We start from the raw sequence: 20,968 nt of genomic DNA on the forward strand, positions 1-20,968 counted from the left end.
AACGGATAACCAAATAAGCTGTGAAATCTTTAATTAATTATACTAACTTAGCTAAAACTCGTGAAATATTTCATCAAGTTTTGATAAAAATGTTATTTTATCATGGGATCTCATAGAAATATTAATCGGTCGGTCATATAATAATCACGTGATTAGTTTGAGAATAAACTAACAAGGAGGAGCATATGAAAGATTCGTCAAAGACGAAAGCGACAATTGACAAGAGTTTGTTTTTTATTCCGTTAGGAATTGTTATTGTCTTCTGTGCATTGGTTGCGGTATTCCCGGATTCGTCCACTGCAGCATTTAATGCAATATTTGGGGTTATTACAGGGAACTTTGGTTGGGCATTGCAATGGTTTTTCTTTGCAAACACAATCATTATGATCTACTTATCATTTAGTAAATACGGTGATAAAAAATTAGGAAATGAAAAACCGGAATTTAGTACTCCGGTATGGCTAGGAATGCTCTTCGCAGCAGGAACTTCTGGAGTAGCAATTTATTGGGGATTCAGTGAATGGTTTCAATATGCTGTTGCCCCACCATTTGGATTAGAACCATTATCAAGACAAGCTATGACTTATGCTTCGACATATAGTTTCTTCCACTGGGGACCTTCAGCTTATGGGCTCTATGCAACAGTAGCTGTTGTATTTGGTTTCTTCTTCTTTGTAAAAAGAGAAGACACAAACAGACCAAGCGTTGCATGTGCATCAGTTATTGGTGAGAAAAACGCTAAAGGTTTACTTGGTAAAATTATTGATATCGTTTATATGATGGGAATCATTGGCGCTGTTTCTGCTGCTATTGGTTTATCGACACCGTTAATTAGTGCGATTATTGCTGATCTACTAAATATTGAAACATCACTTTGGATCGATGCAGGAATTCTTGTATTCTTTACAATTTTCTTCGTCTTCGGTGTCTATGGTGGATTACAAAAATCTATGAAATTTATTAGTAATTTAAAACTTGCATTGGTTATTGGACTTCTTGCATTTGTATTCTTAATTGGACCAAAATCATACATGTTAAATACATTTACTGATAGTATGGGTATCTTTATTAGTGACTACTTTAAGATGATGTTTGCTACTGAACCTCATACTGCAGGGACATTCCCGCAATCATGTACTTTATTCTTCTTTGCTTGGTGGTCAGCTTATGCATTGAATACAGGAATTTTCCTTGCTCGTATCTCACGAGGTCGTTCCATTAAACAACTTGTATTAGGCTCAACTGCAGCTTCATGTATTGGATGCTGGTTACATTTCATTGTTCTAGGTTATTATGGAATGCACGCATATGAAACAGGTGTTGTGGATGTTATTCATATTTTCCAAACCCAAGGAATTACCGACGCAATCATCGCAATTATTAAAACAATGCCAATCGCTACGGTTGTCCTTGTTGTCATGTTAGTAGTTATGGCAGTTTCAACCGTTACCGTTATTAATAGTGCAGCATATACACTTTCAATAGTTTCGACAAACAATCTACCAGCTGATGAAGAACCTGGTCGAGCAAATCGAATTTTCTGGGCAATTGCTCTGGGAGCATTAGGACTTGTGCTGATCTTTATTGGTGGTTTAGGACCAATTCAAACAATCAGTTTATCAACAGGTATTCTAACCATGGTTATTATCGTAATAATCTTTATTGCTTTCTTTAAATATGATGGCAAGAAGTGGGATGAATATATGGAACGCAATGAGCGTTTGGATGCAGAAGCAAAAGAGAAAAAAGTGGAGGTTCAAGAATGATATATATAACTGAAGAACAAATTCAAAATATTGTAAATATGCCAATGGCACTCGATGTTTTCCGTCAAGCATATATCGATAATACGAAAGAATTAATTTACACTGGGGGCCGCATTGTAATGCCAATTATTGATGTGGAAAATAGTGGTCAGTGGTTGACAGCCATCTCTAAATCTCAACCTTACTTCGGCTCTAAATTCTCATCAGTTTTCCCAGGAAATCTGAATAAAGGATTACCAAGTGTCATGTCTACAATTAGTCTCTATTCAACTGAAACCGGAGAGCTCAAAGCGTTACTCGAAGCAAACTATCTTACTGCTATTAAAACTGGCGGTAGTGCTGGAGTTGCTACAGATGTCATGGCAAGAAAAGATGCATCAAAATTAGGGATTATTGGGTCTGGACTACAAGCATTTACGCAAGTACTGGCAATTCAAGAAGTTCGTGATCTCGAAGAATTGCATGTCTATGATATTAAGCCAGAATATGTTGAAGGGTTCATAGAACGTATCAAGAAAGTTCAAAATAGACCATACAAAATAATTGCGGAACCAACAGCTGATGCGTGTGTTGCTGCATCAGATATAATCTGTACATGTACAACTTCACATACCCCTGTTTTCAGCGCTAAGGCACTACAACCTGGAACGCATGTTAATGCTATTGGATCATTCACACCTTATATGCAAGAAATTGAAGATGAGGTTGTTGTCATGTCCAGTAGAATCATCACAGAACATGTTGATGGATTGTGGGCAGCAGCTGGAGATGTCATTATTCCAGTAGAAAAAGGTCTTGTTTCAAAAGAAAAAGTTGTCGGATCTGTTGGTGACGTGCTTGTGGGAAATGTCATAGCTCGTGAAAATGATACTGAAATTACACTTTATGAAAGTGTCGGATCATGCGTATTGGACGTAGCAATCGCGATTGCATCATTTGAAGAAATTACAAAATAATATCAAAATACCCTGCAAATAGGCCATTAAATCGAAATCATTCTCCTATTGAATCGTAACTATTTGCAGAAATATAAAAGTTGTAGAGGACTAAGTGGAGGAACACATTTAGAACCAATACAACTTTTTATTTGCCTACCTCTGTTGTTTCATAAAGATAGAGGTGTTATATTTAAGGTAGAGAAAACGATTTCATATGATTGATAATTAAACGAATCATTCCGCACTCAAAGGTTAGAAGAGTAAGCATTTCTAAAAATCTTTGATTTTTGTTAACTTAAATCTTAAGTCAATTCAGGTGTTGGATGAAGTACTTTAAGTGTGCGCAACTATAATAATGCACAAGCGTGTTGGTGATTGTAAGGTGTCTTTAAATAATGAGATACATTTACTGTGTAACTATGTAAAGTTTTAGGAGGTCTATGTCAAAGAAGATTATTGTCTTACTGACATTTTTATTAGTATTGGTAGGATGTAGTACAAGAAGAGAAATAAAATTCAATTCCGGAACCGGAGAGTTTTCAAATGGAAAATACAGTGAGAAAAAAACTGTCGAAGGATATAATATGGAAAAATATATTCCTAAGATTAAAGACGAGTATCTTCCTTATTTTTTAGGATGGGTCGATGAAAATGATGATTTTATCGATATTCAGAATATTCCTAAAAATGTGAGAACAATTACAGTGAAATGGGATGAAGAAAAAATAGTTAGTTATTTAAAAGATAAAGATGCGAAACAAATTGTCAGCGTCTTAAATGAAAAATTCAATAAATCTAACAATAATAATGACCTCAAATATAAGTTTACCTGGGAAGAGATTGAAGACAAAAAGTATATAGTTATGAATACTGTACTTATTGATCAACAACTAATCTCAATCCTTTCCAATCAACAGACAAGTGACAAGGGTCGCAAAGAGATAGTTAAAATTTATAACTCGCTTGAAACTTGTAGAGTAGAAGTTAAAAAGAACAGTTATGATCGCTATCCGGTAGCTACACGTTTATCTCTTGACGATGAAGAAAACACGATTATCTATGAGTCCATTGATGATCGTATCTTGATAAATCTCTTTGATTTATCATAGAAATAACCGTTGTTAGTACAACATGAAAGAGGAAGTTTATGAAGAAAATTGCAATCACTATTTTATCGGTGTTATTACTCGCTGGATGTAGCAGTAAACGAGATATGACATTTAAAACAGATAAAATGGAATTTGAAAATGGTAAGACTGAACAAACAACTGAGGTAGAAGGTAAGAATATCGAAACATATCTACCAAAGGTAGAAGAGGAATATCAACCGTTTGTTCTTGGTTGGGTGGACGAAGCAGGTAAAGATGTAGATGTCACAAATATACCAAAGAAAACTACAAATATTTCGGTGAAGTGGGATGTTGAAAAACTTCAAGATTATAATGATACAAAAGAGTTAGAAGAAACGCTTGTACTAATGAATAAGTATGTTAAAACTTTGAATGAAACTCCGGGTATTGAATTTGAATTTAGCCTTGAATCGTACGAAGAAGTAAAATATATCTTTATTACAACAATAATTACCCATGAAGAATTTTTGAAAGAGTTTGCAAAGCCTAATTCATTAGCAAGACAAAAAACAACTTTAGCGCCGATGTTTGATGCATTTGAATTGATGGCATCTCAAGTTTCAGATTTTAATGATACAAAATATCCGATTGCAACTCGAGTGAAAGTTATGGATGCAGAAGAAACTGTGATCTATGAATCACTTTCAGGTCGTGTCGTAAAAAATATTTTAGAGTAGAAAAAAGGAACACCGTTTAAAATGATGAGATCATTCAAAACAGTGTTCCTTTTTATTATTTTTTATTTTGAATTAAGAAGTGGATTGCATCGGTAATTGATACTGGATTGTTAACTTCCGTAGCATATTCGATATATTGTACAATGTTATTTTCATCCACAACCATAATCGTACGAGCAAGCAATGCATAATCTTCCATGAGAAGATGATTATCACGAGCAAAATCAAGAGTTTTGAAATCAGAAAGAACGACGACATTCTCAATGTCATTTGCCCCACAATAGCGATATTGCGCGAAAGGCAAGTCTGCAGAGATTGTTAAGAAGTTTACATCTCCATAATCTGCAGCTGCAGAATCGATGTCACTCGTTTGTATAGCGCATGTTGGTGTATCCAAAGAAGGAACTGTAGTAATAACTTTCCATCCTGAATAATCATTTAAGTTCTGTGTCTTCATTGAGTCAAATGTAGCCGTAGGTAGGGTTAGAATAGCATCGGTCGAAAGTTTATCACCAACCTTAAGAAGGTCGTTGCCTGCAATAATAATTGCTTCGCCTTTGACGGTAAGATTTGCTGGAGTAGCAGGGCTCACAATTGGTTCAGTAGGAACTTCTGAAACTGCTGATTTTGTTTCTTTTTTAGGTGCAGGTTGACAGGCAACCAATGCAAACAATATAATCATTGCTAATAACATTTTTGTAATTTTCTTCATAAATAACCTCACATTTAAGTTCATTATAAGTTTAACGACTGAAATGTGACATTGCAAGAATTTAGTTTACAACTTTTTTAACTGATAAAAAACATGAGTCTAAAGAAACTCATGTTGTAAGTTAACGTATAAACTGATCATGTTGATTGAATGCTTTTCGATAAGCTAAGGTTACGGAAATGAATGATGAGATACTGGTGGTTGCTACAAGCATGAATGTAACCATAATTTGATATTGGATTGCCAATGAAGGAACTGTACCTGCAAACATTAATCCTGACATCATACCGGGTAAAGAAACAATTCCAATCGTCTTCGCTGAATCGAGCGTTGGTTGCATACCAAGACGTATCGTTTCGTTAATAATCGATTTACTAGCTTGTTTTGGAGTAGCTCCTAAAGCAAGTTTTTCTTGTATTTGTTGTCTTTGATCTCTGAAGAAGTTATTAAGATTTCGATAAGTTAAGCCTAGTGCTGTCATGGCATTACCAGCAATCATACCAGAAATAGGAACAACTTGAGATGGTGTAAATGCAACTGAACCAGAAGCAATGAGTACACCTAAACTTAGGGTTAACGCGCTAAATATCGCAATTAGGGATATTTTGAATCCGTCTTCCATTCCCTGACTTCGTTTGTTTGCGTTCCAAGAGGCATTAAATCCAATAACTAAAACAAGGGCGATAGTAACAATACCACTGTTTAGTCCAAAAAGGTAGGTTAGAACATAACCGACGATAATTAATTGAATCACCGCTCTTGTAATGCTATAAATTATTTCTTTGACGGTTCCTATCTTTTCTTTATATGAGATGAAAATTCCGACGCAAACAAGCAGAAAAGTCATAACAAGAGTTTGAGGACTTACATTAAGATTCATAGTTTACCACACTCCCATTTTCTATGATTATTTTATGTGTTGCATTTTCAATTTCATCCACTTGGTGTGTAACTGAAATAATGGTTAATTTTTCTTCACTATAGAGTTTATTGATAAATTTCCACACCTCTTGTTTGCTCTCTGTATCGAGAGCACTTGTGATTTCATCTAATAGTAATACTTTGGGCATGAAGATGACATTACGAATCAATGCAACTCTTTGTTTTTCTCCACCAGAAATATCGTTGATCCCTTTGTCAATGAATCCTGACAATCCGACGGTATCCAACAGATGTTGTGCTCTACCTTCGTCAAAATCAAGTCCGCGAATTTCATAGGGAAATTTTAAATTATCCCTTACTGTCTCTCCAAAAAGAACGGGTGTTTGGAAACAATAGGATACTTCTTGTCTATATTCTTGTGGTGAATATGAGGTTTGATTCTTTTCGTGATAAATAATATCTCCAGAAGTAGGGGATATTAAAGATCCGATCATTTTCAAAAGTGTACTTTTTCCACTTCCTGATGGCCCACTTACGACAGTGAATGAACCTTCTGGTATTTCAATATTGATATTATTAAGGATATGTTGTTCCTTAACAGTGTAATTAACATCTTTAATTTCAAAACAATTCATGGTCTCACTCCTTCATAAAAAAACACTGACGAATCAGTGTTTAATGTTCGTTTGGATCATCAATAGCATCTTGATGGGTTTTGTGAACAGTTCCTTTCAAATGGTCAGGACCTGCATAAATAGTGTAAAGTTTTAAAGGTTTTGTACCAGTGTTGGTAACATTGTGCCATGTATCTGCAGGAACAAAGATAGCAAAGTCTTCCTTCACAACTTCACTGAAGTTTAAATTATCCTCAGTAGGTCCCATTTCGCATAAGCCTTCACCTTGTTCAATTCTTAGAAATTGATCAATACCTTCATGAATTTCAAGACCAATATCATCACCAGGTTGAATCGTCATTACGGTTACTTGTAGTTGACTTCCTGTCCAAATCGTTGTTCTAAAGTTTTCGTTTTCTAATGTCATTCCTTCGATATCTTCAACAACGGGTTTCTTTCCTCTGTCTTCAAAATTGTACATCTGAAATTCCTCCTCTTTATACATATAATGATAATCACTATCACAATCGAAATCAAGACTAATGACTAAATACTTTATTTATAATAAGAATTGTAAAAAAACTGTAAGTAGTTTTAAGAGTAAAAGGAATATCTATATAGTTTATTGTAATTTGAGTTAATTTAACTTTATTAATAATTAAAACTCTTTCCTTTTGTCATGGATAGGTGATGTCAACGTTAAATTAGTTGATAATATATGTATGCGCATACAGGTTATAGTATAAGTGTAAATAAAAGGAGGAGAATATATGAAGGAAAAAGTACAAAAATTTGGACGATTCCTAAGTGGAATGGTAATGCCTAATATCGGAGCATTCATTGCATGGGGATTTATTACTGCATTATTTATTCCTGATGGGTGGATACCAAATGAAAAATTTGGTGAGCTTGTTGGACCAATGGTCACTTACTTGCTACCAACTTTAATTGCTTATTCAGGGGGTAAGATGATTCATGGAACTCGTGGTGGTGTCACGGGTGCAATAGCAGTATTTGGGGTTATTGTTGGAACAGAGGTTCCTATGTTCTTAGGAGCTATGATTGTAGGGCCTTTATCAGGATGGGTCATGAAGAAAGTTGATGAGGCTCTTGACGGAAAAATACCGGCAGGATTTGAGATGCTTATTAACAACTTCTCATTGGGTATCATTGGATTGTTATTAGCTTTATTTAGCCTTACAGCAATTGGTCCTATGGTAGCTTGGGCAATTACTGCTCTTGGGAATGGTGTTAAAGTTATAGTTAATGCGAAATTGTTACCACTAGCATCAATTATTGTGGAACCTGCAAAAGTACTATTCTTAAACAATGCAATCAATCATGGAGTCTTCGGGCCACTTGGTATTGAACAAGTTCAAGAAGTAGGGAAATCAATATTCTATCTAATCGAAACAAATCCGGGACCAGGTCTTGGAGTTCTCTTGGCATGTATGTTCTTTAGTAAAGGAGAAGAAAGACAATCTGCTCCTGGAGCAATCATTATTCATTTCTTTGGAGGAATTCATGAGATTTACTTCCCATACATATTAATGCAACCTTTACTATTACTTGCAGTCATTGGTGGTGGAGCAGCTGGAGTCTTTACGTTCCAACTTTTAAATGCTGGACTTGTCGGACCTGCTTCACCAGGTAGTATTTTGGCACTTAGTGCAATGGCACCAAAGGGCGGATTACTTCCAGTTCTAATTGGGGTGGCTGTATCCGCAGCAGTATCCTTTGCAATTGCTGCAGCGATCTATAAGATGGGTCACGCAAAATCAACACTTGAAGAAAGTAAACAAACGATGGATAGTCTTAAGAATAAGCCGAAACAACATAATATCGACTTAATCATCTTTGCTTGTGATGCAGGAATGGGATCTTCTGCAATGGGAGCTACAACATTACAAAAGAAACTTAATAAGGCAGGAATTACAATTCGTGTGGAAAATCACTCTATTGAAGAAATTCCACTTGATGCGAAACTTGTAATTACACATCAAAGTTTGCAAGCTCGTGCTCAAGAACGTGTTCCTCAAGCTGAGGTAATTGCGATTCAAAACTTCTTAAGTGCTCCAGAATATGATCAACTTGTTGAAAGATTTACGAGGAAGGTTTGAGTTCGCTCAAACCTTTTTGCATTCTGTCATGATTGGTTTATGCAAAATTAAAATAGATAAAGCTAGTGTGAGGTTGAACTTTGCTATACTTATATTAAAGAGGTGATGCACGTGGATATGATTTACTCGCCAAGACTTCTTGAAATTTTAAAAGTCTTGGTATCACATGATGATTATGTATCAACACATGTTCTTGCAGAAGCGTTGAGTGTGAGTAATCGCACAGTCTTCAGAGAGATTCAAAATGTTAATTATCTTTTAGAACCTTTTAATATTGAACTCGAATCAAAATCGGGTTTTGGATATAAACTGAGAGGAAGTCCGGAGGATGTTAATCGACTAATACAAAGCCTTGAATCATCACAAAACATACTTCCTTACAGAAATGCTGATGAAAGACGTGAGCTCTTGATGATCGAATGTCTTATGCAAACATCCATGATTAAGTTAAGTAATCTGGCTTCGATTTTTGATGTTTCAGAAGGTACCATTAGCCGAGATTTAGATATTATAGAAGAAAAATTAAAACGGCATCATTTAAAGCTAATTCGACGTCAAGGATATGGTATCGAGATTGAGGGTCGAGAAGAAGATGTACGAAAAGCAATTATAGAAGTTGTTCATCAACAATTAGCACTTCAAAATGAAACACTTTTTGAAAGATGTCATCAGGATATTGTTCAATACTTTCAAAATCAAGAATCAGGAATTCTCGGTCTTCTGAACCAAGAAACGGTCTACAACGTCATTGATGTACTGGAACATAGCAGCACCCAGATTGTGAGTAAGATTACAGAACATTCCTATATTGGTTTAGTAATTCATCTAACCATTGCTGTAGAACGAATCCGTGCGGGTGATGCAGTACTATCCAATCTGAATCTTACTTACGACGATGAAGCACTTGAATCTGTAGCGAAGATTATTATCAGCGATATTGAATCTCGATTTAATGTTACGTTTCCTGAAGCGGAAGTGGGATATGTCTTAATGCATCTAAAGGGAACGCGTCCTCGCAACTCATCGCAATTATCTCAAGAACAATTAATGAGTAACTATGAGTGTATGTTGATGGTGGAAAGTCTGGTATCACGTTTTTCAAATATAATGGATGAAGATTTTCGAGATGATGAATCCTTAATGACGGGACTCCTGGCTCATTTAAAACCTACTCTAAATCGTTTGGATTATGGGCTTGAAATTCGAAACCCTTTACTAGAGGAAATAAAAACTCAATACGGAGAATTACTTAAGATTGTGAAAGAGACTACAGATATCTTGTATCTTGAAAACAATCTAAAACTTAGTGATGATGAAATTGGATATTTAACACTACACTTCGGAGCAGCGATTGAGAGAATGAAACTTAACGATACGGTTAACAAATCTGTAAATATTGGTGTTGTTTGTGCAAGTGGCATTGGAATTTCAGCGTTACTGGCATCTAGAATAAAATCTACTTTTATGGATGCGGATGAAGTTATTGCGCTGTCAGTAGATGATGTAATAAATAAATCGTATAAAAATATAGATCTATTAGTTTCAACTTTAGAAATTGAGAGTGATATCCCAATCGTAAATGTGAATTCATTGCTCAGAAATGACGATATACTAGCAATTAGAACAGCATTAGATGGTTTGAAAAAATTACATTCACCAATGGGAGATAGCGATAATATTGATTATTCATGGCAAGTTATTGAGAATATAAGATTAGTAACATTAGATCTTAATCGCAATAAAGAGCAGGTCATTGACAACCTTATTCAACAATCAAATAGTGATCAGGGTATTCATCCAAAAATTCGCGAAGGTATCATGAATCGAGAAAATCGTGACTCGGTTATTGTCGAAGATCTAAATTTTGTTATGTATCATGCAAAGATTGAAGGACTGCAATTTCCGGAAGTTATCTTTTTCAAGAAGAGCAACAAAAAAACAAGTGTTGATTATCAGAATATTGAAAGAGGGGTTTTTATGATTGTTCCGTATCCTACATCGAAAGATGTGCGAAAAACAATGAGTACAATAACTGCATCAGTATTAGATTGTGAGTTATTGGTACCTGCAATTGATTCGGGAAATCAAGAAGTATTGATTCAAACAATTACAAAGTTTATGGAGGATAAAAGATATGGATAAGAAAAACCCTGTGTTAATTAAAGAAAATATTAAACTGAATTGCAAGCCGGTTGATAAGCATGCTGCAATTGATGCTGTAGGATCACTGCTTGTAGATCATGGTTACGTGACACCAAAGTATGTTGAAGGCATGCATAATCGTGAGGATGCCCTAACCGTATACATCGGTAATATGCTGGCGATTCCTCATGGTGAATATGAAGTTATCGATGAAATTATTCAGTCGGGAATTGCGGTCATGATTTATCCTGATGGTATTGATTGGAATGGTGAAGTTGTTAAGGTTGTGATGGGAATTGCAGGAGTCGGGGATGAGCATATGAAAATACTCTCTCAAACTGCAATCTTATTCTCAGAGATTGAAAATGTCGAAGAACTCATCGCGATGACAGATGTTGATGAAGTTTATAACATGTTGACCCAGGAGTATGACGAATGAGCATCATTACTGTAACACTCAACCCAGCTATTGATAAAACAATCTATTGCGATTCTTTTGAACTGGGAGCAACTAACCGTATTCAACATGTTACTGAAGATATTGCAGGAAAAGGCATCAATGTGTCGAAAAATCTTAGAGAGCATCACCTTGAGAGTACTCTCGTTGCAGTGTTTGCGGGTCATAATGGTGATAGAAGCTATCGTTTCTTGATAGGTGAAAACTACGATGTGGTAAAAATTGATGCTATCGGTGAAACTCGAATAAACCAGAAGATTGTGGACAAATCAGGAACTACTACTGAACTCAATGAAAAAGGCCCATCAATTACCCAAGATACTATAGATGATTTATATACATGGATTAAAAATAATGTTAAGACGGATGACATCGTCATCTTATCGGGAAGTTTACCTCAAGGAGCACCGACAGATATTTACGGAGAAATTATTCGCATCTGTCATACATTGTCAGCTAAAACAATTCTTGATGCTTCTGGAGAATGTCTAGTTGATGCCATAAAAGCTAAACCATTTTGTGTCAAACCGAACGACGATGAAATACAGACACTACTAGAGTTAGATCGAAAACCAACAAAAGAAGAAATGCTCGTTTATGGTAAGCAGTTGATTCAGGAGGGTATTGAGAAAGTAGTTATTTCATTGGGAAAAGAAGGTGCATATTTTATTGATAAAGAAAGGATACTTAAAGGAAAAGGATTAGAACTTAAATCTTTATCCAGTGTTGGTGCAGGGGATGCGATGGTAAGTGCACTTGCCTATAGTTTTTACCATCATGAAACATACGATCAAATTGTTAAAAGAGCGATTGCAACTAGTGGTGCAGCTGTTGAAACAGAAGGAACAAAACCTGGGAAACAGAGTCGTGTACTTGAACTAATGGAACTTGTGAAAATAGAAAAAGGAGCATAATATGAAAACAAGAGCAGTCAGAATGTATGGGGAAATGGATGTAAGATTGGATGAGTTTGAACTACCTGAAATTAAAGATGATGAAATTCTTGTTCGTGTCATCAGTGACAGTATTTGTATGTCGACCTACAAATTACTTCAACAAGGAAAGAAGCATAAGCGTGCACCACAAAATATTGATACAAACCCAATAATTATCGGTCATGAAATGGCAGGGGATATCGTGAGTGTGGGTAAAAAATGGCAAGAACAGTTTAAGCCTGGACAACGTTTTGCTTTACAGCCAGCACTTAACTACAAGGGTTCTTTAGACTCTCCAGGGTATTCATACGAATTCTTTGGAGGCGCTTCAACTTATTGTATTATTCCCCAAGAAGTCATGGAACTTGGATGCTTAATGGTATATGAAGGTGAAGCATACTATGAGGCTTCTCTTGGAGAACCAATGTCGTGTATAATTGGGGGATTTAATGCAGTATATCATACCAATAAACAAAACTATCATCATGCAATGGGAATTAAAGAAAATGGTAATATCTTAATCATGGGTGGATGTGGACCGATGGGATTAGGTGCCATCGATTATGCCCTACAACTTGATACAAAACCTAAAAGAGTTGTTGTAACTGATTTATCTGACGATCGAATTAATCGTGCACGTGAAGTATTATCAGAAGAAATGGCTAAAGAGAGAGGTATCGAATTAATCTATCATAATCCAAATAACTTTGAGGATAGTAAAAAAACACTTCTTGAATATACTGAGGGACATGGTTATGATGATGCATTCGTATACGTTCCAGTTGCATCTCTTGTGGAAGAAGCAGACAGTCTTCTTGCATTTGATGGTTGTCTTAACTTCTTTGCAGGACCAACTGATAATACGTTAAGCGCAAGCGTCAATATTTATAATGTTCACTATATTAATACAAAACTCATGGGATCGACGGGTGGCAATAATGATGATCTTATTGAAGCTCTAGATCTATCAGCAAGAAAACGAACAAATCCGAGTGTCATGGTAACTCATATCGGGGGTATTGATGCAATTGCTGAAACATCACTAACACTTCCTACTATTCCAGGTGGTAAGAAACTCATGTATACCCATGTAGAAATGCCACTAACTGCTATTGCTGACTTTGAAGAATTAGGTAAAACTCAACCTTTATTTAAAGAATTACATGAAGCAGTTTCAAAAACACACGGGTTATGGAATGCGGAAGCAGAAAGAATCTTACTAAAGCATAGTAATTTATAGAATATTTACACTCGATAAAATGGTAGCGATAATAGAGACGCTACCATTTTATCGTTTGCACTTAAAATTATAGGGTTGAAAGTGATTGAGAAATAAATAAGATACCAATAGTATCTATATTATGGTAAACTAAACTTCGAAAAAGAATTCAAAATAAATATAAAATGAAGAGGTGTAATATAATGACGTTTGAGAGATTTAATTTAAATGAAAAGACAATCCAAGCATTGGATAAGTTGGGATATACTGAACCTACAGATGTACAAAAGGAAGCCATTCTTCCAATACTAAAAGGAAGAGATGTACTCATCAAATCGCAAACAGGAAGTGGGAAAACTGCCTCTTTTGGTATTCCTATTATTGATAAAACGGATTGGGATATCCGTACACCTCAAACAATCGTATTAACACCTACTCGTGAACTTGCGCTACAAGTGCGTGATGAACTTTCTAATATTGGTCGTTACCACCGACTTAATGTTCAAGCAGTTTACGGGAAAGATTCATTTAAACTACAGAAAAGAGATCTGTCTCAACGTACGCATATTGTTGTTGCTACTCCTGGACGACTTTATGATCATTTAACACAAGATACAATTGATGTTTCGAAAGTAAAAACGTTGGTAATTGATGAAGCTGATGAAATGTTAAGCATGGGATTCATCGAACAAATTGAAGATATCTTAAGCTTCATGCCTGAAAGAATTCAAGTGATTCTCTTGTCAGCGACATTCCCGGAAGAGATTAAAAAATTATCTGATGAAGTTCTAAGAGGACCCATTGAAATTAATGTTGTCTCTACAAACAATGTTGGAAACCGTATCATTCAAGAATCTTACCGAACAACGAGTGAAGAAAAACTTGCGCTATTGCATGAAGTATTAATCGTGAAGAATCCTGATCATGGAATTATCTTTGCGAATACTAAAGAAGCTGTGAACAACATCGAAGCATACTTAAGTGAATTTGGAGTAAATATTCGTAAACTTCATGGTGATATGGATCAAAAAGATCGTACACAGACAATTCATGATTTTAAAACAGGGAAATTTAGATTCCTCGTTGCGACAGATGTTGCGTCTCGTGGATTAGATATTCATGATGTTAGCATTATCATTAATTATGATACACCGCACCACCTTGAAACGTATACCCATCGAATTGGACGTACAGCACGATTGGATAAAGAAGGACTTGCAGTTTCATTACTTGATGATGATGACGCATACTGGATTGGTAGTAACGGAATTTCCGAAGTTTATGAGATTACTGCAATGAAAAAACCAAGTGAATCTCTGGTTGAAGCAAGACAAGAGCTATTCTTGAAGAAACAAAACCGTAAACAAAAGCCTCGTGAGACCCAAGAAGCCGTGTTTAAGGAAGATATCATGAAATTACATATTCGTGGTGGTAAAAACAATAAAATACGTCCTGGTGATATTGTGGGGGTTATTACGAGCATCTCAGGAATTACATTTGAAGATATTGGAGTTATTCAAGTATTGGAAGATTCAACATATGTCGATATTCATAATGGCAAAGGAAACACCGTACTTAAGTATCTACAAAATCATCCGATTAAAGGAAAACAACGTCGTGTAGGTAAAGCCTATAACGATGTCATACGATAACATTCAAAAAAAGGAATGATTTCAGAAGAAATCATTCCTTTTAATTTGGTGTATTTACGCTATAACTGTTTTCTTCATTTTTGCATAACCTACAAACGATAAGATAGTTTGAACTAATACAAACATAAAGTAGATTGGGAATAGAACCATAGATACTGCGTAGAGGATTCCACCTGTGAGTGCAAATCCTTTTTTATTCATGGACCAACCTAAAATATTAAAGAGTGTTGCGAGACCAACACATACAATATGTGGGAACATAAGTGTGACCGCAAGTGCAGCACCTGCTTGTTCTGCGCCATCTGTTCCTGAAATTGCACCAGTTGCGTAAGCAACTATATAACCGAAATACAAAGCTCCTAAAATCCATGATATCAATAGTAATTTACTTTTTTTCATATATAACTTTCTCCCTTAATTATTTGATGATAAATTTGATAGGTTCCTTGGTAGAGAATGTTGGTTTATAGTAAACAAATAAATTTGTTTCATCACCACTGATTACAAAGCTTTTCTCCCCAGAAAGTTTTTCACCAGGAAGAACATCCCCATCGACACTACCGTCAAGTTTTCCCCAAATGTTTGAATCTTTTTCTCTACCCTCATTATCCTTCATTGAAAGTTCTAAAATGCCGCCGATGTATTTTGATTTTGATCCAGTGTTTTCAAATGTAAAATCAACAGCAATCCATTCTTTTCCTTCTTCAGGTTTGATGTAATCATCACCTTCAAGGGTACGTGTTGAATTAACGGTGATCTTTAGACCATCTACTTCCGCAGTTTCCCCGATTGCGAACTCTGTTTTTGGAGCTTCTTTTTCTTTTTTCTCACCGGAACTTGAACATCCAGTTAATACAAGAACACTTAATAACATAACTACTAAAATTTTTTTCACGCTATAATATCCTCCTAGTAGCTTGATTATAGGTAAAAAAAAAGAATCATTGGTATGCTGGGAGCATACTTGTAATGATTCCACTAATGATGACAAATAGAAGAATTAGGATTACAAATAAAGTAACCCCAAGTAACAGAGATCCAATAATTTTATATTTTTTTAAGGGAGTAGGAATTAAATTCCTAATATTTAGATAGTTTGTAGAAATTGTAAAGATTGGAAAAATAAAGATTGCCATGAGTATTTTCGCTTGAAAATGATCATATGCAGAAGTAGGTTCGGAAGACTCAGTGACAAAAATCAATCCAAACATCAAGAAGTATCCAATTAATGCCACAACTTGTTTCCAGCGAGTTTGTGACCGAAAACCAGGTGGTGTGAATTTAGATTTCTTGGATTGAATTCTACGGAGTTCTTGCTCAACCTCTTGAACATTTTGATATCGGTCATCTCGATCGATTTGTGTGCATTTTAATATAAGTGGACGAAATTGGGTTGCAGTTAATTCATCCTGGATAAAGCTACCAGTTAGGAGTACATTAAAGAGTACACCCATACTATAAATGTCAGAGCGAGTATCGCTTCTTGAAAATCCATATTGTTCTGGAGAAGCATAACCAGGACTTCCTAACATTTGTGTATCTTTGAGGCTAGTTGTTTCTGTGGCGATAGGTTTCGAGATATCAAAGTCATTAATGACAACTCTATTTTGATATAGATAAATATTTTCAGGTTTCAAATCACGATGAACAATATTCATGTTGTGAAGATGACTGACTCCTGCACAGATTTGTAGCGCATAGTGCAGAAATTCCAGGACATCTTTTACAGGAAGATTATCAGCGAGTGTCTTAGTTCCAAGATCCTCTTCAAGTACAGAAAAGGAGTCATTCTCTTTCTCAACTTCATAGATAGGACAAATGTTTATATGCTTTCTAAGACGTAGTCTTCGATAAATTTCGATGTTGTCATGTTGAAAAAACGTCTTCACTATTTTAGTCGATCCAGGCGAGTTATTAAGTGTAACACGTTTAATGATTTTTTCTTTTTCTTCGAGAAGAATTATTTCATCTTGTATTTCAAATGGTTCCATGAAATTATTATAGCATAGAAGTAGAGGAAATTATGAAGAAGAAAACTATAGATTTGCAATCAATTTTAAAGCATGCATCACGCGATGAATTATCCGAAATGATAGAATCTATTGAGTGTCCAGAGTTTGTGAGTGAGCTTGAAAAAATGATCTGCACTAAGCAAACTACTAAAGGGGAAGTAATTAGAAACACACTTCTTGAAAGAACTTATGCGTACCAGATTATGCAGGGTAGAAAACAAGGAAGTAAAGATAAAATTATTCAAATTTGTTTGGCATTAAAATGTAGTATCGAAGAAACAAATCGTTTTTTAACCTTAACTCATAATCCGAGTCTCTACGCCAAAGATAAGCGAGATATGCTCATAATCTTTGCGGTGGAAAATCAAATGTCAGTGATGGATACAAATGAACTTTTATCCAGTCATAATTCAAACGTTTTAGAGTAGGAGTAATATCATGGACACAAACCTTTATGAATATCTATCAACGAATGGTAAGATATTAAAAGTCGGAGATTTTAATTTTTTAGATCAAAGAGTTGCTTACTATGTTTGTAGTATAGATGATGAACAGTTCGCCAAAATTAAAGAGCTCTATCCAAACCACGAACCCGATACTAAAGACAGGATAATTGTACTGGATGAATATCACCAATTATTTTCAATATCAACAGTTTATGAAACAAAAAAACATTTCGAGGCAAGAAAAGAACTTTATCAAAACAAAAAGTTTATTGAGGAATTCCAGGAAGAACTAAATACTATTACAAGTCTTGATGGATTGAAAAGTAATAGACGGTTTGTGAATCTAACCTTAAATCATAGTCCCTATTTAAGAAAGCTTGTTCGTAAAGTAAGACTCAAAGCTTCAAGTTATGTTTTTATGCTCCTCATTTTGGTTCTATACTTTGGATTTATGACGATTCAAAAATCTTTCAACTCATTAACAGAACTCGTCTTAACTCCAACTATTTCAAATATCTTAGTAATTTTGCAGATTCTTTGGGTTGTGATCATGATTGCTATAGTATTCATGCCACCCAAAATAAATCATCTTAACCCTGATAATCCATCGGCTAAGTTGGCTAAAAAGTTGTTAATAATATTAACAGGCTTACTCTTGGTGTTTTCTATTCAATCGTTGGGGAAGAATTTTGTTGTCAGATGCACACCGCAAACAATCATTGATAAAGAAGTTTTAGAAGTAGAGTATTTAAATGGTTCAAAGAAAAAGTTTATGCTCGAAGATTCTATTTGGATGCGTCATGCAGGAGAGGGGTTTGACTCATGACAAAGAAAAAAGTATGGATTGGGGTTGTATTGTGGGTTTTCTGTATGAGTATATTTTTATTGAATCTGACACCTTTCATGATAGTGGGCGTTTCATTAATATTTTCAATAGCAGCACTTTTATTTCTTAGATACTTAAGAAAACTGGTTTCTAAAGACCCCTCAGATAAAGCATTTCGACACGTCATTTTAATATCATGTTCCGTAATAATCTGTATCTTTATGGGACTATATTCGTATATATCCTATGCATCATTTCACTATACAGAATATGTTGAAGTGGATGGTAAAAACTATGTTGCAGTACCTACAACAGGATGGAAAAATCAGTTTGCATTAAAAAAAGCAAATCCACTTACAGTTTCTAAGAGTCCTACTTATGCGAAGTCATGTTCATTGAGTTTTACTTTAGCAACAATCACTGAAGGTGAATGCAAGATAGAAAAATATCACAGAGGTATATTTAAAGATCCGGCTCAATTGTTTAACGAGTTAAATCAAGCGGTTAATAATATTGATACCGAAAATTTAAGACCGGATAAGAATAATGATTCAACACCTCAGAGCGAGGAAAGTGATTCAAAAGAAAAGGAAATAGTGTTTGAGGAACCCAATCAGGAAGAAAAGGAATCTCATTCGATTGACCCAGTTTTTACAGATTTAGAAGTATATAATGAAAATAGAATATATGAAACACTGTCTGGAAAGATTTATTACCAAAATACAAAACGTGCTGTTATTAATATGGGGAAAGCTGGATCAACAGATATGATTGGTATCTTTTCACCGAGAGATAATGGTGGGTGGTATTTAGAAGGGTATGTTCCCAATTCAAGAGGCGTTTTCAATTTTTATGACGTGAGTGAGAACTATTTTATATTTTCTTATAATGTAAGTGATGACAAGATAACATTCAACTTTTCAAGAGACGGCGGAATGACTTGGAAACTTACCCAGATTGAGCCTACTGAAAGAAGGAATTATGCGGTAACCTCCTTAAAAGAAGTAGATAATAAACTTTGCATCACTACAGGAACTGATCCGTGGTCAACGCAAAAAATACCAGAATCAACGTATTGTTCTGATGATCAAGGAGAAACATGGCATTAGTATTTGCATTCCTTAGTAACCAGTGTTATATTTAATAAAGCGATGGTGTTCGCTAGAACCATTATCTAAAGTGATAATTAATGACGCCTACCAAAAATTTTTTTGGTAGGTTTTTTTGAGCCTTAAAGGAGAGACATATGTTATTAAGTTTAGCGTTAATATTTATGGTTGGGTATCTACTTGCTGCTGTATTTAAGAAGTTGAGATTACCTGAACTTATTGGTTATTTACTTTCGGGGATGATTCTAGGTCCCTATGGTATGAATGTATTGGATGCCTCATTATTAGATATTGGTGGTGATATAAAGCAAATTGCATTGTTGATTATTTTAACTCAAGCAGGTTTATCATTGGAACTTGATGACTTTAAAAAAATGGGGTCTAAAGCTGTATTTATGAGTTTTGTGCCCGCTTGTTTTGAGATTACTGCAACATTCTTTCTATCAAAGTGGTTGTTTAACTTTAATACAATTGATGCATTACTTTTAGGTACAATTATTGCTTCAGCGTCACCTGCAGTGATTGTTCCAAAAATGTTGAAGTTAATGAAAGAGGGGTATGGTGTCAAGAAAGGTGTTCCACAACTAGTACTTACAGGAGCATCCGTAGATGATGTGTTTAATATTGTATTATTTACGTCTGTATTAGGATTCCAAGCGAACTCAGGTGTTTCTGCCATGGATTTTGTAATGATTCCAGTAACGATTCTCTTGGGCATCGGCTTGGGAATCGTGATGGGATTTGCTGTCAGTTATGTGTTTAAAAGAATTAATACTTCAATCCAAATAAAAACTATTTTAGTTTTGAGTATTGGTTTTGTTCTCTTGACAGTGGAGCCTTTAGTTGCAAACTATTTACCATTCTCAGCACTAATTGCAGTTATGGCTATGGGAGTTACTCTCTTAAAAACCTATCCTGAAGATGCGAAAGCAATCTCCCATCAGCTGTCAAGACTTTGGGTTGGAGCGCAAGTTCTTCTCTTTGCACTTGTTGGTGCGGCAGTTAACCTTGGTTACGCAAGCAAAGCAGGATATCTGGCTATCATCATGCTAGTATTAGCACTTGTTGTGAGAAGTATTGGAGTCATGGTATGTGTTAGTCGAAGTGACTTCACACGAAAAGAAAAAATATTTGCTGCAATAGCGGGTACTCCAAAAGCAACCGTTCAAGCTGCAATAGGGGGAATACCACTTGCAATGGGACTCCCAAATGGGGAAATGATTCTAGCAATTTCTGTAATCGCCATCCTGTTCACAGCACCAGTAGGGGCAATACTAATTGATCTTACTTATAAGAAGTTTCTAACTCATGATATTTAAATAAAACGATCG

General features: G+C 35.3%; 21 protein-coding genes and 1 riboswitch. Of the genes, 14 read left to right on the top strand and 7 right to left on the bottom strand.

Annotated features, from left to right (window positions below; translation table 11 throughout):
• The first annotated feature begins 185 nt into the window (after nucleotides 1-185).
• The 4 genes from H9L01_RS05025 to H9L01_RS05040 all read left to right on the top strand — a co-directional run bounded on the left by H9L01_RS05025 (nucleotide 186) and on the right by H9L01_RS05040 (nucleotide 4,511).
• Nucleotides 186-1,766, top strand: a complete 1,581-nt coding sequence (locus H9L01_RS05025) for a BCCT family transporter (RefSeq protein WP_187534916.1) — start codon at nucleotides 186-188, stop codon at nucleotides 1,764-1,766.
• Nucleotides 1,763-2,722, top strand: a complete 960-nt coding sequence (locus H9L01_RS05030; RefSeq protein WP_187534917.1) for an ornithine cyclodeaminase family protein — start codon at nucleotides 1,763-1,765, stop codon at nucleotides 2,720-2,722. The genes H9L01_RS05025 and H9L01_RS05030 overlap by 4 nt, the downstream gene beginning before the upstream one ends.
• A 422-nt stretch (nucleotides 2,723-3,144) precedes the next feature.
• On the top strand, nucleotides 3,145-3,813 hold the full coding sequence (locus H9L01_RS05035) for a hypothetical protein (RefSeq protein ID WP_187534918.1): 669 nt from the start codon (nucleotides 3,145-3,147) through the stop codon (nucleotides 3,811-3,813).
• A gap of 38 nt (nucleotides 3,814-3,851) precedes the next feature.
• Complete coding sequence (locus tag H9L01_RS05040) at nucleotides 3,852-4,511, top strand: membrane lipoprotein lipid attachment site-containing protein (RefSeq protein ID WP_187534919.1); 660 nt, start codon at nucleotides 3,852-3,854, stop codon at nucleotides 4,509-4,511.
• Nucleotides 4,512-4,566: 55 nt separating this feature from the next.
• On the opposite strand, the gene H9L01_RS05045 is transcribed toward H9L01_RS05040, so the two are convergent.
• From H9L01_RS05045 to H9L01_RS05060, 4 genes are all read right to left on the bottom strand, one after another.
• Nucleotides 4,567-5,223, bottom strand: a complete 657-nt coding sequence (locus tag H9L01_RS05045) for a redoxin family protein (protein ID WP_187534920.1) — start codon at nucleotides 5,221-5,223, stop codon at nucleotides 4,567-4,569.
• Between the two features lie 121 nt (nucleotides 5,224-5,344).
• Nucleotides 5,345-6,103 carry an ABC transporter permease gene (locus H9L01_RS05050; protein WP_159633273.1) on the bottom strand — a complete coding sequence of 253 codons (759 nt, stop codon included), beginning with the start codon at nucleotides 6,101-6,103 and terminating at the stop codon, nucleotides 5,345-5,347.
• A complete protein-coding gene (locus H9L01_RS05055; protein ID WP_187534921.1) occupies nucleotides 6,093-6,740 on the bottom strand; it encodes an ABC transporter ATP-binding protein in 648 nt (215 codons plus the stop codon). The genes H9L01_RS05050 and H9L01_RS05055 overlap by 11 nt, the downstream gene beginning before the upstream one ends.
• A 40-nt stretch (nucleotides 6,741-6,780) precedes the next feature.
• Nucleotides 6,781-7,200, bottom strand: coding sequence for a cupin domain-containing protein (locus H9L01_RS05060; protein ID WP_159633267.1), 420 nt, complete (start codon nucleotides 7,198-7,200; stop codon nucleotides 6,781-6,783).
• Nucleotides 7,201-7,489: 289 nt separating this feature from the next.
• Between H9L01_RS05060 and H9L01_RS05065 the strand changes: the two genes are divergently transcribed.
• The 6 genes from H9L01_RS05065 to H9L01_RS05090 all read left to right on the top strand — a co-directional run bounded on the left by H9L01_RS05065 (nucleotide 7,490) and on the right by H9L01_RS05090 (nucleotide 15,244).
• Entirely contained in the window at nucleotides 7,490-8,839 is a 1,350-nt protein-coding gene (locus H9L01_RS05065) for a PTS mannitol transporter subunit IIBC (RefSeq protein ID WP_187534922.1), read from the top strand.
• Nucleotides 8,840-8,956: 117 nt separating this feature from the next.
• The gene (locus tag H9L01_RS05070; RefSeq protein WP_187534923.1) at nucleotides 8,957-10,981 is read left to right on the top strand and encodes a BglG family transcription antiterminator; all 2,025 of its coding nucleotides are present in this window, start codon (nucleotides 8,957-8,959) and stop codon (nucleotides 10,979-10,981) included.
• Nucleotides 10,974-11,420: a PTS mannitol transporter subunit IIA gene (locus H9L01_RS05075; RefSeq protein WP_187534924.1), complete on the top strand. Its 447-nt coding sequence runs from the start codon at nucleotides 10,974-10,976 to the stop codon at nucleotides 11,418-11,420. The genes H9L01_RS05070 and H9L01_RS05075 overlap by 8 nt, the downstream gene beginning before the upstream one ends.
• Entirely contained in the window at nucleotides 11,417-12,352 is a 936-nt protein-coding gene (pfkB, locus tag H9L01_RS05080) for a 1-phosphofructokinase (protein ID WP_187534925.1), read from the top strand. Before H9L01_RS05075 ends, pfkB begins: the two co-directional genes overlap by 4 nt.
• A 1-nt stretch (nucleotide 12,353) precedes the next feature.
• Nucleotides 12,354-13,613 carry a zinc-binding dehydrogenase gene (locus H9L01_RS05085; RefSeq protein ID WP_187534926.1) on the top strand — a complete coding sequence of 420 codons (1,260 nt, stop codon included), beginning with the start codon at nucleotides 12,354-12,356 and terminating at the stop codon, nucleotides 13,611-13,613.
• A gap of 182 nt (nucleotides 13,614-13,795) precedes the next feature.
• Nucleotides 13,796-15,244, top strand: coding sequence for a DEAD/DEAH box helicase (locus H9L01_RS05090; protein WP_187534927.1), 1,449 nt, complete (start codon nucleotides 13,796-13,798; stop codon nucleotides 15,242-15,244).
• A gap of 54 nt (nucleotides 15,245-15,298) precedes the next feature.
• On the opposite strand, the gene H9L01_RS05095 is transcribed toward H9L01_RS05090, so the two are convergent.
• Genes H9L01_RS05095 through H9L01_RS05105 form a run of 3 tightly spaced genes read right to left on the bottom strand, consistent with a single transcriptional unit; the run spans nucleotide 15,299 to nucleotide 17,235 of the window.
• Nucleotides 15,299-15,643 carry a hypothetical protein gene (locus H9L01_RS05095; RefSeq protein ID WP_187534928.1) on the bottom strand — a complete coding sequence of 115 codons (345 nt, stop codon included), beginning with the start codon at nucleotides 15,641-15,643 and terminating at the stop codon, nucleotides 15,299-15,301.
• Nucleotides 15,644-15,662: 19 nt separating this feature from the next.
• The gene (locus tag H9L01_RS05100; protein WP_187534929.1) at nucleotides 15,663-16,139 is read right to left on the bottom strand and encodes a DUF4352 domain-containing protein; all 477 of its coding nucleotides are present in this window, start codon (nucleotides 16,137-16,139) and stop codon (nucleotides 15,663-15,665) included.
• A gap of 46 nt (nucleotides 16,140-16,185) precedes the next feature.
• The gene (locus H9L01_RS05105) at nucleotides 16,186-17,235 is read right to left on the bottom strand and encodes a serine/threonine protein kinase (RefSeq protein WP_187534930.1); all 1,050 of its coding nucleotides are present in this window, start codon (nucleotides 17,233-17,235) and stop codon (nucleotides 16,186-16,188) included.
• A gap of 32 nt (nucleotides 17,236-17,267) precedes the next feature.
• Between H9L01_RS05105 and H9L01_RS05110 the strand changes: the two genes are divergently transcribed.
• From H9L01_RS05110 to H9L01_RS05125, 4 genes are all read left to right on the top strand, one after another.
• A complete protein-coding gene (locus H9L01_RS05110; RefSeq protein WP_187534931.1) occupies nucleotides 17,268-17,684 on the top strand; it encodes a hypothetical protein in 417 nt (138 codons plus the stop codon).
• Nucleotides 17,685-17,694: 10 nt separating this feature from the next.
• The gene (locus H9L01_RS05115; protein WP_187534932.1) at nucleotides 17,695-18,528 is read left to right on the top strand and encodes a hypothetical protein; all 834 of its coding nucleotides are present in this window, start codon (nucleotides 17,695-17,697) and stop codon (nucleotides 18,526-18,528) included.
• A 221-nt stretch (nucleotides 18,529-18,749) separates the two neighbouring features.
• On the top strand, nucleotides 18,750-19,637 hold the full coding sequence (locus H9L01_RS05120; protein ID WP_187534933.1) for a hypothetical protein: 888 nt from the start codon (nucleotides 18,750-18,752) through the stop codon (nucleotides 19,635-19,637).
• A gap of 29 nt (nucleotides 19,638-19,666) precedes the next feature.
• Nucleotides 19,667-19,734, top strand: a riboswitch (Fluoride riboswitch).
• Between the two features lie 40 nt (nucleotides 19,735-19,774).
• Complete coding sequence (locus H9L01_RS05125) at nucleotides 19,775-20,956, top strand: cation:proton antiporter (RefSeq protein ID WP_187534934.1); 1,182 nt, start codon at nucleotides 19,775-19,777, stop codon at nucleotides 20,954-20,956.
• The last annotated feature ends 12 nt before the right edge of the window (nucleotides 20,957-20,968 follow it).

Source organism: Erysipelothrix inopinata (assembly GCF_014396165.1).
Taxonomy (GTDB): domain Bacteria; phylum Bacillota_I; class Bacilli_A; order Erysipelotrichales; family Erysipelotrichaceae; genus Erysipelothrix; species Erysipelothrix inopinata.

Coding starts and splice junctions, on each gene's coding strand:
- H9L01_RS05065 (WP_187534922.1), top strand. CDS start 7,490: ATGAAGGAAAAAGTACAAAAATTTGGACGATTCCTAAGTGGAATGGTA.
- H9L01_RS05050 (WP_159633273.1), bottom strand. CDS start 6,103: ATGAATCTTAATGTAAGTCCTCAAACTCTTGTTATGACTTTTCTGCTT.
- H9L01_RS05125 (WP_187534934.1), top strand. CDS start 19,775: ATGTTATTAAGTTTAGCGTTAATATTTATGGTTGGGTATCTACTTGCT.
- H9L01_RS05060 (WP_159633267.1), bottom strand. CDS start 7,200: ATGTACAATTTTGAAGACAGAGGAAAGAAACCCGTTGTTGAAGATATC.
- H9L01_RS05045 (WP_187534920.1), bottom strand. CDS start 5,223: ATGAAGAAAATTACAAAAATGTTATTAGCAATGATTATATTGTTTGCA.
- H9L01_RS05095 (WP_187534928.1), bottom strand. CDS start 15,643: ATGAAAAAAAGTAAATTACTATTGATATCATGGATTTTAGGAGCTTTG.
- H9L01_RS05030 (WP_187534917.1), top strand. CDS start 1,763: ATGATATATATAACTGAAGAACAAATTCAAAATATTGTAAATATGCCA.
- H9L01_RS05075 (WP_187534924.1), top strand. CDS start 10,974: ATGGATAAGAAAAACCCTGTGTTAATTAAAGAAAATATTAAACTGAAT.
- H9L01_RS05035 (WP_187534918.1), top strand. CDS start 3,145: ATGTCAAAGAAGATTATTGTCTTACTGACATTTTTATTAGTATTGGTA.
- H9L01_RS05040 (WP_187534919.1), top strand. CDS start 3,852: ATGAAGAAAATTGCAATCACTATTTTATCGGTGTTATTACTCGCTGGA.
- H9L01_RS05120 (WP_187534933.1), top strand. CDS start 18,750: ATGGGACTATATTCGTATATATCCTATGCATCATTTCACTATACAGAA.
- H9L01_RS05110 (WP_187534931.1), top strand. CDS start 17,268: ATGAAGAAGAAAACTATAGATTTGCAATCAATTTTAAAGCATGCATCA.
- H9L01_RS05055 (WP_187534921.1), bottom strand. CDS start 6,740: ATGAATTGTTTTGAAATTAAAGATGTTAATTACACTGTTAAGGAACAA.
- H9L01_RS05115 (WP_187534932.1), top strand. CDS start 17,695: ATGGACACAAACCTTTATGAATATCTATCAACGAATGGTAAGATATTA.
- H9L01_RS05070 (WP_187534923.1), top strand. CDS start 8,957: ATGATTTACTCGCCAAGACTTCTTGAAATTTTAAAAGTCTTGGTATCA.
- H9L01_RS05085 (WP_187534926.1), top strand. CDS start 12,354: ATGAAAACAAGAGCAGTCAGAATGTATGGGGAAATGGATGTAAGATTG.
- H9L01_RS05025 (WP_187534916.1), top strand. CDS start 186: ATGAAAGATTCGTCAAAGACGAAAGCGACAATTGACAAGAGTTTGTTT.
- H9L01_RS05105 (WP_187534930.1), bottom strand. CDS start 17,235: ATGGAACCATTTGAAATACAAGATGAAATAATTCTTCTCGAAGAAAAA.
- pfkB (WP_187534925.1), top strand. CDS start 11,417: ATGAGCATCATTACTGTAACACTCAACCCAGCTATTGATAAAACAATC.
- H9L01_RS05090 (WP_187534927.1), top strand. CDS start 13,796: ATGACGTTTGAGAGATTTAATTTAAATGAAAAGACAATCCAAGCATTG.